The following is a 13,281-nucleotide window of genomic DNA, read 5'->3' as shown; positions in this document are numbered from 1 at the left end:
GACAAATTGTTTTCAGCTATCTTTTTTGTTTAAAGTGGTGGTAAATCAATCTTACCTTCTTCAAATAATTCTTTTATCATATGTTTCGTATAACCAGCTGCTTGACCAAATGTGATTTTTGCTGGCATTGGTGCTTCATTTACATCTACAACTACATCAATAATGCATGGTTTACTTTGTTTTACAGCATTTTCGAAGGCAGGAAGTAAGTCATCTAACTGTTCGACGCGGTATCCAATACCACCGCACGCCTCTGCGTATTTTGCGAAATCAGGATTCGTTAAGTCTGTACCAAATTCAATATTCCCCATAACTTCTTGTTCGAATTTAATCATAGCAATTTTATTATTGTTTAATACAACAACAACGATTGGTAGTTTATATTTAACAGCTGTTACGAAGTCATTCATTGTCATTCCGAATCCGCCGTCACCACAAACTGCAAACACTTGTTTATCCGGGAAAGCAATTTGTCCAGCAAGTGCGCCAGGTAAACCGCAGCCAAGTGTTGCAAGCCAACTAGAAATGATAAATTTCTGGTTTGTCATACGGAAGTGCCTTGCAGTCCATACTGTTACATTTCCGACATCGACTGAAAGAATTGCGTCATCTTCTGCTACTTTCTGCAGTGCATGCATAACTCGCTGTGGTTTAATTGGAGTCGAAGAATCTTCTTCTTGATTGTGTAATTTTTCTTCCCACTTTTTCATCATTTCTTGATGATGCTCTAAGAAGGAATGATCCTCGTGTTTTTCTACATTTTCAATTAACCATTTTAATGTTTTATCAGCATCACCAGCTAAGCCGATGTCTGTCGCATAACGTTTCCCGATTTGAGCCGGATCTGTATCAATATGAAGTGTTTTTGCTTTCTCAGGTAAGAAACCAGTGAACGGATAAGAAGTACCAACCATAATTAAAGTATCCGCATGCTTCATTGCCTCATAAGAAGGCTTTGTTCCAATTAACCCTAACCCACCGATACAAAGAGGGTGTTCATCAGGAATAATCCCCTTAGCTGGTAACGTAAGTACGATTGGAGCACCGATATGTTCTGCAAATGCAAGTAAAGATTCTCTCGCATGTTTAGCTCCTTTCCCGGCTAAAATAACAGGTTTTGTCGCTTCATTTATTGCGAGTCTCGCTGCATCTAAATCTTCTTTTTGCGGAAATAGCTCAGGCAATGTAAAAGAAGTGTTTGTAACACGAGCACCATTTTTTACTTCAAATTTCGGAACATCATCCGGAATAGTAAGAACGGATACACCTTTTTTCGTATATGCCATACGAATCGCTTGATTGACTACAGCAGGTAGTTGTTCAGCTGACATTATACGTTAGTTATAAACCGCAACATCATCAAACATTCTTTCTAAGTTTACTTCTTGGAAAAAATCCGTTCCGAGTAAATCGGTTTCTACTTGTCCTGAAATTGCTAGTACAGGAGCTTGATCGAGTTTTGCATCGTATAAACCATTTAATAAATGAATAGCCCCAGGTCCTGCAATAGCCATACAAACACCAAGTTTTCCTGTTAATTTCGCATAGGCTGCCGCTGCTAATGCACCAGCTTCTTCATGGCGAACTTGAATAAATTTAATTTTATCTTGTTTTTTCTTAAAGCCTCAATTATTGAATTGATGGAATCTCCAGGCATACCATATATGTGTTCTACTCCCCAGTCAATTAATAAATCAACTAATGCTTCACCGGCTGTTTTTCCAAACATAATTGTTCCTCCTTATAATAGGTAGATAACATTATGTTTTGGAGAAAAAGGAAAAATATACAAATGATATAACTTATTTGTTTTAATGATGTCCAGTGAAAAGAATGAAGATTATTATTAGTAAAAATCCACTAATTGCCCACGTTAGAAATGTAAGGAAAGAGAGCTGTTTCTTAGCTTTCCAAAGCATTTCGTGAATTGTGACATAACCAAGTGAACCGATAGCGCTTCCCATAATGAGTCCTTGTAAATGAAGAGCTTTTCCTTCCATCAAAATTCCAAAAACCGTACCGGTACCGAGAATAAGAGAAAGTAATAAAGTTGTTAATAGAAATGAAATATATTTATGCTTTGTAAAGAGGAAGGGGATAATTAAAGCTAATCCTTCTGGAATATGGTGAACGACGATTGCTATTAAAAAGGGAATGGCAGAGTCATTATGATTTATAAAAGCTGTACCTAGCGCAAATCCACTCGGTATATTATGAATAAATATAGCGAAAGAGAGAAAAAGGAAAGTTTGCCATGCTTGTTGATCTTTCTTATGTATATTCGGATGATGGCAATAGTTATCTAATAAGCTCATAACTAAAATACCGATAGCTATACCAAGTATAGGACCAATCATTTCATAGCTTGAAAATGTTTCAGGAATAATTTCAAGTGATAATAATCCAAGTAAAATCCCACCACATAATGCGTATAAACGATGCATCTTTTCTTCAATTAGTTGGCGTGTTGCTACTCCAACAGCACCACCTAATAATAATCCACCGAATGAAAAAAAAGTAACGATCATTGGGATCCATAAACGTTCCATAGTATCACACTCCGATTCTATACCCTTGTATTTAGCTTACGAAAAGTTAAGTTGTATTAGTCCAAATTGTTTTTACTAATTATAGAGAAAAAACTGTAAATTCATTATAATTTATATATTAAAATGAAATGGGGAGTATAAGTGCAAACAAAATGGAACTTATCCGAATATGAAAATCCAAAACGATATGATATAGAAAATAAAAGTCTGACAGATTTTCCGTTTTTACTATCATGGGCACAAAAACTAAATATACAAAATGAATGGATTCTAGATATAGCCTGTGGAACAGGGCGAGTTACAATTCCATTCATAGAAAACGGATATCAAATGATTGGTGTAGATATACATGAAGGAATGCTTACTGAAGCGAAGAAAAAATCAACAAGTTATACGAAAGTGAAATGGTTACAGCAAGACTGTTTACAATTGAACATTGAAGAAACTATTCCGTTAGCATTTATGGTAGGACACGGATTCCAGCATTTTCTTACGAATATACATCAAAATCAGTTATTAACATCTATTCATCATGTGTTAGCTGACAATGGTATATTTATATTCGATACACGTTTCCCTTCAAAAGAAGAATTAATACAACCATCTACAGAAGAATATTGGACAACTGTTAATGATGAAAAGGGAAGAAGCTGTGATTTATATACTGAGATGACATACGATTCAATTCAGCAAATACAGCACTACATAACAACAAGAAAGTTTTATGAGGGTGATACGCTAGTAGATGAACTAAAAACAACGATTGATCTTCGTTATACGTACCCGCAAGAATTAGAAAGATTGTTAGAGTTGAACGGGTTCGAGTTGCTACATATATATAATGATTGGGAAGGGAATGAGTTAGGAGAGGATTGTTATTCAATGGTGGTAGTTTGCCGGAAGAAATAATAGTATAAAAACCTCTAAGGATTGAATGGGTGTCTTACATAATTAGTATTTTAAATAAATGATATTATTTTTAGGAGGGTGAAAAAATGTCCTGGTATTTAGATAACGTTTATGAGTTAAATAAAGAATCTCCATATACATTTTATGTTCCCAGTGCAGAAGTTTTGGGGAAATTAAAGGTTGGAGATTTGGTAAAGTTAATTTTTGTAACTAAAAACGAAGAAGAAGATAGGTTTAATGGTGAAAGAATGTGGGTTGAAATCATTGAAAGAAATGAGAAGAAGTTTGTAGGGAAATTGAGCAATGATCCGTATCGTTTAGACTTAAAAATAGGTGATAAAATTTCATTTGGAATTGAGAATATGTGTGATACGGAATATAACGATCCAGCTTCAAAAGATTGGGATTTTTATTTTGACACGAAGGTAATTGTTAGTGATGATGTACTTGAAAAAAGAGAATTTAACTTTATGCTTAAAGAGGATTCAAGAGAAGAAGGTGACTCTGGTTGGTCAATATTAAGTGGTTATGAAAGTGATGACTATGAAAATAATCCTAAAAACTTTCAAATTATTTCAATTGGCGTCATATTGAATATGGATGATTCTATTTTAGAATTTATTAGTGAACCATCTTTATGTGCATATGAAAGAAATGATAAAGGTAGATTTTATAAAATGGAAGACTATGATTGGGATACTTATTTAAATGGATAAGGAAAGATACGACATGCTAAAGAAAATCAGTATGTATATTGTTTTTAAGTAGGTGAATTTCAAATGATTTTTTCATTAGGTAAAATAGATATTTTTCTTCCAGATGCAACATCCTCATACTTTTTTATTGTTGAGGACTTAGCAGAGATATTAAAAATTGAAACAAACTACGATGCATTAAAACAGTTTCGAAAAATACTTAGAAACGAGATAGAAAAAGATTTATACAAGCGTATAGATTTTGGTCAAGATTCAAGCGAGGTAGTAATTCGTACTACTAATGCTCTTACTATACTTAAGATTGCTGTAATTATTAATGGAGTTATTAATGTTACGATTTCAGAAGAAGAAATGACAGAAGCTGAACAGCAGCTCCTTTCTCACAAACGCCCTAAAAAACAAAAGTGGAGAGTGGGAGACATATTTTTGCTTAATCTTAGTAATGGTACATATGGGTTTGGACAGGTAGTATGGAAACCTTTTGGTAGTCCTGTTTGTGGACTATTTGATTTAAATACAGGGGCCATTCCAACTGTAGAAGAGGTTTCAAATCATTCTTTTATCTCCGTATTAACAGTACTCTCTAGTTCATTAGACAAGGGTGATTGGAAGGTGATTGGCAATGCAGATGTAAGGATTAATGTAGAGAAGGTTCTTAGGCAACATCGTGGATTGGATGTTACTGGTTCAATGAGTTATAGTGACGGCACTCTTCTTGAGTTAGCAAATGCTTATTACGGACTTTTTCCGTGGAACGTTTTCTATGAAGAAGATTATTTTGACAACATTTTATTAGCGCCATTTAAACGTCCTAACATTGCAAAAGTTTTATCGTCAATAGAAAGAGAAGAGTTTAGAAAAGAGAAAAATTGGAATTAAGAATAACACGGTAGCCGAAACTACCGTGTTAATTTTTATCTTAAATAAAAGCATCAATAGTGAGTTTTTTATATTTTTGTAATACGTATGTTTATGCAAATGAAATTGAATGTTAAATGATTAGGGTGTGTTAGTAATGTCAATTATTTTTGCCACTGCCCAATAAGGTGAAAAGTGACATAAAGATGTGAGAGGATATGAGATTTTTAAAGGGATTCTTTTGGAATCCCTTATTTTATATTATTTATAAAAAAATGTTGTACTATATCGAGGTATTTATCTGGGTGAATTAAACTAATTTCTCCATGTCTATTTTTTTTTATGACTTTTAGCAAACTACCATTAATGGTAGCGTGAAGTAGAGTTGCTGACTTTTTCATTATTGATAATTCTTTCTCACCAACTAATATTAATGTTTTGGCTTTCGTCTTGCATAATGTTGAAGGGATTGAATAGTCTCCATTGCTTTTCGTAATATTAATAAGGGTTTCTTTTGTCATTCGTGAACTATCTTCATAATATGTTTCAAATAATTCATCTGGTACATTTAATGTTTTTGCCTGTAGTTTTGCATACCATCTGTTTTTAATTAATCCATAGCACACATTATACATTGGTACAATTAATGTGACTGCTATTTTCATAGGATAAACCAACGCACTTTCGATAACAGCATTCTCTGTAATATCAAATTCTTGAGATAGTATTTCAACAACGATTTGAGCGCCAATAGAAAGACCGCAAATCGCAAAAACCTTTCCATTACAATTTTCTTTTATATAATTAATAACCTGTTCGGCCGATTTTTTTATACTTACAAAAGTATTATTCCAATCATCGCCATGTCCATCAATAATAGGAGAAACAATATAATACTCTTTTTTTAATGCTTCAATTTGTGGTTTTAATGACCACCATGACAGTCCACCACCATGAAGGAGAATGATAACTGGCATATTCTTGTTACCAAATTCTTTAAATAACATATTTATCCCTCGTCTATATATCGAATATTATATAAGAAATCTTATTTTTTCTTTTTTATTACTGAACCAATACATATAATTGCTAATATATTTAGTTTCAACACCATTAAAACCTATCTATCCACTCTGTGTATTTGTTGTGTACAGTATCTGGAACATGTATTCATTTTATCTCATCGTATTCTATAGGAGTTTTTGTATCAAAAAAATATCAGTGATTTTCTTTCAACTATATACGATAATTATAATGGGGGGAGGAATATCGCAAAAGTTTTATCGTCAATAGAAAGAGAACAATATAAAAACGAAAAAAATTGTAATTAAAAAGAGAGCTTTTTTGTGATTTTAACGAATTTCCCGAAAGAATTCTCCTTCTTCAAGCGTGTGAAGGACGTAGCCCAACGATAGGTGGGAGATGAATTTCGGTTTGGCGTAGCCAAAAGGCTTTGCCTTTTATTTTCACCTTGTATTGGTCGTGAAATACAGAAGAAATGTATTTGATGATGATATGTCGGACTATGCAAAAGACATGTTTTTCTGAAAATTATAACATCACATTAGTTGAATGGAATCATGATGTAGACCATATGCATATCTTATTCAAGGCACATCCGAATACAGAAATGACAAAGTTCATTAATGCTTATAAAAGTGCAAGTTCTCGACTAATCAAGAGAGACTTTCCCCATGTGAGAAAGAAACTTTGGAAAGAAATGTTTTGGTCAAGAAGCTTTTGCTTGATTACTACGGGTGGTTCACCGATAGATGTAGTAAAGAAATATATTGAAAATCAAGGGAAAAGTGAGGTGTAGGAAATGTTAAAATCATACAAATATCGTATCTATCCAAATAAAGAACAACAAATGTTTTTCTCAAAAACATTTGGATGTGTTCGATTTGTATACAACAAGATGATTGCAGATAGAATCAAATCTTATCAAGAATCACAGGATAAACTTGATAAATCTGTTAAATATACTACGCCTGCACAATATAAGGCTGAATTTCCATTCCTAAAGGAAGTTGATAGTCTTGCGTTGGCGAATGCTCAAATGAATTTGAATAAAGCATACGCTAACTTTTTCCGTGATAAATCTGTTGGATTCCCGAAATTCAAAAGTAAGAAAGATAACCATCGTAGTTATACAACAAATAACCAAAAAGGCACGGTTTACATAGAGAGTGGTTATATCAAGCTGCCAAAACTAAAGACCTTGGTAAAGATTAAACAACACAGACAATTCTTTGGATTAATTAAGTCTACTACAGTGTCTCAAACACCTACTGGTAAATACTTTGTATCGATTTTAGTAGAAGAAAATGAGCAATTGTTTCCTAAAGTTGATACAAAAGTGGGTATTGATGTTGGGCTAAAAGACTTTGCAATATTGTCTAATGGCAAGAAATATGAGAACCCTAAATGGTTGAGAAAAGCCGAAAGAAGATTAGCTCGTCTGCAGCGCTCTTTGTCGCGTAAGAAGAAAGGTTCAAACAATAGAAACAAGGTCAGGCTACAAGTTGCAAGACTTCATGAGAAGATTGCGAATCAACGCAATGATTTTCTTCACAAGATAAGCAATGAAATCACAAACGAAAACCAAGTAATTGTGATTGAGGACTTGAAAGTGAAGAACATGCAAAAAAATCACAAATTAGCAAAAGCAATTAGTGAAGTATCTTGGGCTAAATTCAGAGAGCACCTTGACTATAAAGCCATATGGAAAGGTCGCGATTTGATAATCGCACCTAAGAATTATGCGAGTAGCCAATTGTGCTCTTGCTGTGGTTATAAAAATAAGGAAGTCAAGAATCTAAGCCTTAGAGAGTGGACTTGCCCAGAATGCAATAGCCATCATGATAGAGATGTAAACGCAAGTATAAACTTACTAAAATTGGCCAAGTAATTGGTATTTTCTTTAGGGGTAGGTACTACCCTTATAGCTTGGTAAATATAGATAGCTAATAAAAGTATCTACTTCCCAAGAAGCTCCCACTTCAAACAGTCTGTAAGGACGATAAGTGGTGAGTAGTTCACTATTACTAACTATAACCTATCGAGTAAAACAATTTTTTTGTTTTACTTATAAATAAATGGAGGTACTAATTATGCAGCAAATCAAAAAAATAGGAAACTCATTTTGGTATATGACACCTGTTTCCGAAACAGATAGACCTATATTAGGAATGGTCGTTGGACAAGAAAAAACTTTAATGATTGATGCGGGGAATTCAGAAGCACATGCACAATTATTTTTAGAAATGCTAAAAGAACAAAATGTATCAAGTCCTGACTTTGTAGCATTAACACATTGGCACTGGGATCATATTTTTGGATTGCCTGTATTGCAAGATGCATTAACTATTGCTCATACTGAGACGAAAAAAGAGATGCAGACACTAGTATCTTATGAATGGACGGATGCAGCGCTGGAAGCACGTGTAAAAGAAGGTACAGAAATTGAATTTTGTGCGGAGTGTATAAAAAAAGAGTTTAGTGAACAAACGAGAAACATTAAAATTATTCCTCCAACTGTAACGTTCCAGAATCAACTTGAATTAGACCTTGGTGAAGTGACATGTGTGTTAAAACATGTTGGCGGAGATCATGCACATGATTCCGTTGTTATTTATATTAAAGAAGAAAAGATTTTGTTTTTAGGAGACTGTATATATGCAGATATTTTTTCTTCAAAGAGGAACTATACAACGAAACGAACTTTTAAATTAATAGAAGAATTAGAGAGATTTGATGCTGAAACTTATATTCTTTCTCATGGAGCGGCTATAGATCGGGTTGAATTTTTACAAGAAATTCATTTGTTGAAAACAGTAGGAACCTATACAGAAACTTATAAGGGTGATACAGAGAAGATAAAGGCAGCGTATAAACAAGAATTGGATAGAGAATTAAATGGAGATGAGTTAGAAACGATAGAGTACTTTGTAAATGGTTATGAAATGGTTAATTTGTAAAGGTTAAAACAATCTAATTTTACTGTACAAAAAGAGTATCGAAGGTTAATTCAATACTCTTTTTGTATATGGTTTATAGCATATTGGCAGTTGAAAAATCATCAATAATTTCCACCACTTCAATTTTCCCATTAATCAATAGCTCAGGAAGTTCATTTTTAACATTTCCTTGCCAATACGCTCTAGCTTGCTCAATTTTTTGAGAGAAAGGAATGCCATCTTCTTTCGGTAAAAGGTTTCCATCACCTTCAAAACAGTGTCCAATCACTCGTAGTTTAACAATCTGCAAAACTTCTCGATTGTAGGAATCAAATAATGCTTTCCATTTTAAAGCATCTTCATAGCTTTTGGCAGCATATAAGCAAGATAACCTGGAAGGGTATTCAGGATATTCTTGTAGCCTAACCATTTCTACAATTGTTTCTCTGACCGCTCTAATTGTTTGATCTATATAACTCATAACTACTTTCGCATTTTCATTTTTTATATGTAATCCGCCATTTGTATAATGATTTTTTAAAATTTGCATCGAATCTTCACCCTTAGAATTTAACTGCTCTCTTTCAAAAAAGAAGCGATATAGGGTATTAGTTTGATTTATGTCAAAATGAATGATTTGTCCGATACTCATTTTTTTCCTTGTAACGATGTGATAAGCGTAAAATTCTGCTTCATGCATGGTAATCCTCCTAGTAGTTATATATTTCAATGTTAAATTTAATAATTCAACATTGAAATATATAAAACCTCTATAAATAAAAGTGAGAGTTCGAGTTGAGAGGAAAGAAAATATATGAAAACGTTTTAAATTCGTTCACAAAATGTTCACTTACGAAGAGGTTTCCAATATCGATATAATGACAAAGACTCAAAGAGAAGGGATGATGAAAATTGCCAACAACAAGAAAGGAAAACCTCCAATTTGGCATGATGATGTGCCTAGGGATGGTTATCATAATGACGTTTTACAATGTATTGATGAATGGAGCAGAAGGACCAATTCATATTAAGGAGATCGCATTAGAACTACTAATTGGATTTATTATTGCGCTATTAATTGAGATATGTATCGTTGGACCTTGCGCGAAAAAAATTGTATTCGCGATACCGTTTGATAAATCGAAGAAAATAAATATTATAGTAGCGATGGCTACAGCTATGGTAATCGGAATGGTTTTCTTTATGTCGTTTTTCGGTATGACTATGATGTATTTACATAATGGGCTACATGGCGGCTCATTCATTTCTATTTACTTTTCAATTTTTATTAAAAACTTTATGATGGCGTATCCACTACAATTAATTATTATGGGACCGTTAGTACGTTTCTTATTTGCAAGGTTTGTTATGAAGAAGCAATCTGTTACAATAGCGTAAATTAAATTTATAAAATATTATATATTGATAAAATAATTAAAATACACCTCAAATATTTTGAGGTGTGTTTTTTGTTCATTTCTAGTTATTTTCATAGTAATGTGACATTTGTCCTTTTGCCTTTGTAGGATTATAGCTTTTAATTAAGTCAGAGATAGAATATTAGGAGATGATTCTTTGAAAGGTATTGTATTTGCTGTATTTGCTGGCCTATGTATAACACTTCAAGGAACCTTTAATGCGAAACTTAGTTCACATATCGGTATATGGTCAACGAGTATTATAACTCATTTAATTGGGTTCCTTATTGCAACAACTGTATTTTTGTTAAAGAAAGAAGAGAAAGTAACGGATTTAAAGGGTGTGAAAAAAGTATATTTAGCAGCTGGTGCATTTGGTGGATTCATTATTTGTGCAGAAACTATGGCGATATATTCACTGGGAGTTACATTGACAGCTGGAACACTTATGGTTGCTCAATTGTTAACAGCAACTGTTATTGAAATGAAAGGACTGTTTCATATAAAGAAGATACAAATGGAGAGATATCACATTGTGGGAACAATAGTAATGATTATAGGTATTACTGTATTTAATATGTAAATGAAATGAGGAAATGAAAGTGGAGAATAGATCAGAATTAATTATGCATTATTTGAAAACTTATAAAATACATGAGGTTTTTTCGGAAATAGATACAGATTATTTTCAAGTAAATCATTTTAAAAAAGGTACACTTATTTGTGATAAAGATGAGGAAATTCATCGTTTATATTTCGTTGTTAAAGGTAAAGTAAAAGTTTACACGATTACACCAGAAGGAAAGAAACTAATCCTTCGCTTTATTAATCCATTGGCGGTTGTTGGCGATATTGAATTAATACAAAAAAGTAAGACGCATAATGTCGTTGAAGCTTGTTCAGATGTTATAGCTATCTCCATTTCTAATATGGTAATTAGAAACAAGTTAATACAGGATCCTATATTTATGAACTTCCTACTTGAAAACATTGCGAACACATTAAAAATATCGACTCGTTTTACAGCTCTTAATTTACTTTATCCAGTAGAAGTACGTGTAGCTAGTTATTTACTTTCCATTTCTACTGATAGTAATGGGAATATGTATAAAGAGGATTTGGATGCAACTGCGGTATCAAGTATTGCGGATTTCATAGGAGTAAGCTATAGACATGCAATTCGTGTGTTACAAAAATTTTATAATGAAAAATTAATTGAAAAGAGTAATGGAGTTATTGTAATTAAAGAAATTTCTAGAATGAAGGAAGTCGCGAAAGATAATATATATGAGTAATAAAAGGGAGAGAAAGATTGTGATTGGATTTAGTTTAGCTATATTTGCTGGAGTATTAATTAGCTTACAATCTGTATTTAATGCAAAAGTGAATGAAAATGTAGGACAGTGGTTAACAACAGCATGTGTTCTTGGAGTAGGTCTCATAAGTTCAGTTCTATTTTATATCATTACAGAGAACAGTATTAGTATTAAATTTTATACTACAAATTATTTATTTTATGTAAGTGGATTGTTTGGCATTGGGTTAATTATTTGTATAATGGGTGCAATAAAGAGTTTAGGTCCAGCGTATACGGTACTAATTAGCCTTATTACTCAATTGGTCGTTGCCTTATGTATTGATTCATTCGGATTATTTGGAATGGAGAGTATTCCATTACAAATAAATAAATTAGTTGGCATAGGCCTATTAATTGTGGGGGTAGGAATTTTTAAAAATCTATTTTCGAATAAAAAAGATATTCATATAAATGAAGATAGTGTCTAAAGAATATAAAGGGAAAAAGTGTTAATGGTCAGAACTTATACATTTAGAGAGTAATAAATGAGCGATAAGGAGAGAGGATAAGTGATTCCGTATATGTTGCAAGATGGTGTACATTATTTGAAGATCAATGGTATTCTGCATTGGTGTAAAGTTGTAGGGGGCAGCTCACAATACAGTTCCTCTCATTGTTGTACATGGAGGTCCAGGTGGTAATCATTATGTATTTGAAAGAACACTTGGGTTGAGGTTGGAAGAAAATATGACTGTAGTTTATTACGAACAAAGAGGGTGTGGACGAAGTGAGGCGCCAAAAGATGATAATGATTATTCAATATATACGCTGGTGGAAGATTTAGAGGAATTAAGAAAGCAAATAAATGTAGAGAAGATAAATTTGTTAGGATATTCTTTTGGTGGACAACTCTGTTTAGAGTATGCTTTGAAATATCCGAAAAAGGTTGAAAAAATGGTATTACAAGCACCGTCGTTAGACGATTTTAATGATATGTATACTGTGCAGATAGAAGGTTTTCTACAAGTAACGAAAGGTGACATGAAAGAACAAATATCGAAAATAAGTAAGTCAGAAATTCCTTTAAAAGAAAAATATAATCAAATTTGGAGTATTGTTGATGCAGAAACTGTAGATCGACTGTTGTTTAAAAATGAAGAATTCGCGAAGCTTAATCGAAGTCTTTGGGAGGAAAGTCAGTTAGATAATACAGGGAAGATGAGTAAAGTTATTTTTGAAACCAATTTGGCTTTACCGCTAATTGAGCGCATTAATGATTTAGAAACTGATACGAGTGTCATAGTTGGCGCGCGCGATTATAATACAGGTGTGGCAATGAGTAATAGAATAACGAGACAATTGAAAAATAGTAAACTTGTTATATTTGAAAATAGTGCACATTTTCCAGATATCGAAGAAACGGATAAAGTATATGAAACGATTATTGAGTTTTTGGAAAGATAGGGAGGATAAGAAGGGCAAACTAAGTTAATAGAGTTGAATCTTTTATTAAGGAAATATAAGGGGTACCGCCACATGCCCATCAACTTAAGAATTTAGAATTCCCCCCAAAAA

12 protein-coding genes and 3 pseudogenes are annotated in these 13,281 nt (G+C 32.9%); 11 read left to right on the top strand and 4 right to left on the bottom strand.

Annotated features, from left to right (window positions below; all coding sequences use genetic code 11):
• Positions 1-29: 29 nt before the first annotated feature.
• Both CDB3_RS12410 and CDB3_RS12405 read right to left on the bottom strand, forming a co-directional pair.
• Positions 30-1,729: pseudogene (locus CDB3_RS12410) on the bottom strand (pyruvate oxidase).
• Positions 1,730-1,811: 82 nt separating this feature from the next.
• Complete coding sequence (locus tag CDB3_RS12405; RefSeq protein ID WP_128854703.1) at positions 1,812-2,549, bottom strand: ZIP family metal transporter; 738 nt, start codon at positions 2,547-2,549, stop codon at positions 1,812-1,814.
• Positions 2,550-2,690: 141 nt separating this feature from the next.
• Between CDB3_RS12405 and CDB3_RS12400 the strand changes: the two genes are divergently transcribed.
• From CDB3_RS12400 to CDB3_RS12390, 3 genes are all read left to right on the top strand, one after another.
• Entirely contained in the window at positions 2,691-3,458 is a 768-nt protein-coding gene (locus tag CDB3_RS12400; protein WP_128854702.1) for a class I SAM-dependent methyltransferase, read from the top strand.
• A gap of 86 nt (positions 3,459-3,544) precedes the next feature.
• Positions 3,545-4,174: an immunity protein Imm33 domain-containing protein gene (locus tag CDB3_RS12395; protein ID WP_128854701.1), complete on the top strand. Its 630-nt coding sequence runs from the start codon at positions 3,545-3,547 to the stop codon at positions 4,172-4,174.
• A gap of 63 nt (positions 4,175-4,237) precedes the next feature.
• On the top strand, positions 4,238-5,053 hold the full coding sequence (locus CDB3_RS12390; protein ID WP_128854700.1) for an Imm26 family immunity protein: 816 nt from the start codon (positions 4,238-4,240) through the stop codon (positions 5,051-5,053).
• Between the two features lie 230 nt (positions 5,054-5,283).
• Here CDB3_RS12390 and CDB3_RS12385 read toward each other — a convergent pair whose 3' ends face one another.
• On the bottom strand, positions 5,284-6,039 hold the full coding sequence (locus CDB3_RS12385) for an alpha/beta fold hydrolase (protein ID WP_128854699.1): 756 nt from the start codon (positions 6,037-6,039) through the stop codon (positions 5,284-5,286).
• 469 nt (positions 6,040-6,508) lie between these two features.
• On the opposite strand from CDB3_RS12385, the pseudogene tnpA reads away from it, so the two are divergent.
• The 3 genes and pseudogenes from tnpA (at position 6,509) to CDB3_RS12370 (ending at position 9,012) form a co-directional block, all read left to right on the top strand.
• Positions 6,509-6,851, top strand: a pseudogene (gene tnpA / locus CDB3_RS12380) (IS200/IS605 family transposase).
• A gap of 3 nt (positions 6,852-6,854) precedes the next feature.
• On the top strand, positions 6,855-7,943 hold the full coding sequence (gene tnpB, locus CDB3_RS12375; protein ID WP_128854698.1) for an IS200/IS605 family element RNA-guided endonuclease TnpB: 1,089 nt from the start codon (positions 6,855-6,857) through the stop codon (positions 7,941-7,943).
• Positions 7,944-8,130: 187 nt separating this feature from the next.
• Positions 8,131-9,012, top strand: coding sequence for an MBL fold metallo-hydrolase (locus CDB3_RS12370; protein WP_128854697.1), 882 nt, complete (start codon positions 8,131-8,133; stop codon positions 9,010-9,012).
• A 73-nt stretch (positions 9,013-9,085) separates the two neighbouring features.
• Here CDB3_RS12370 and CDB3_RS12365 read toward each other — a convergent pair whose 3' ends face one another.
• The gene (locus CDB3_RS12365; RefSeq protein ID WP_128854696.1) at positions 9,086-9,691 is read right to left on the bottom strand and encodes a DUF2441 domain-containing protein; all 606 of its coding nucleotides are present in this window, start codon (positions 9,689-9,691) and stop codon (positions 9,086-9,088) included.
• 212 nt (positions 9,692-9,903) lie between these two features.
• On the opposite strand from CDB3_RS12365, the gene CDB3_RS12360 reads away from it, so the two are divergent.
• From CDB3_RS12360 to CDB3_RS12340, 5 genes and pseudogenes are all read left to right on the top strand, one after another.
• Positions 9,904-10,389, top strand: coding sequence for a DUF2798 domain-containing protein (locus tag CDB3_RS12360; protein WP_128854695.1), 486 nt, complete (start codon positions 9,904-9,906; stop codon positions 10,387-10,389).
• Between the two features lie 177 nt (positions 10,390-10,566).
• Positions 10,567-10,992, top strand: coding sequence for a DMT family transporter (locus CDB3_RS12355; protein WP_128854694.1), 426 nt, complete (start codon positions 10,567-10,569; stop codon positions 10,990-10,992).
• A 19-nt stretch (positions 10,993-11,011) separates the two neighbouring features.
• Positions 11,012-11,704, top strand: a complete 693-nt coding sequence (locus CDB3_RS12350; RefSeq protein WP_128854693.1) for a Crp/Fnr family transcriptional regulator — start codon at positions 11,012-11,014, stop codon at positions 11,702-11,704.
• Between the two features lie 19 nt (positions 11,705-11,723).
• Entirely contained in the window at positions 11,724-12,194 is a 471-nt protein-coding gene (locus CDB3_RS12345) for a DMT family transporter (RefSeq protein ID WP_000579000.1), read from the top strand.
• A gap of 93 nt (positions 12,195-12,287) precedes the next feature.
• Positions 12,288-13,170: pseudogene (locus tag CDB3_RS12340) on the top strand (alpha/beta fold hydrolase).
• The last annotated feature ends 111 nt before the right edge of the window (positions 13,171-13,281 follow it).

The organism is Bacillus sp. CDB3, from assembly GCF_002081505.1.
In the GTDB taxonomy this organism is placed as follows: domain Bacteria; phylum Bacillota; class Bacilli; order Bacillales; family Bacillaceae_G; genus Bacillus_A; species Bacillus_A cereus_AT.
Note: the sequence above shows the minus strand (reverse complement) of the source record. Positions and strands in the feature narration are given on the sequence as shown.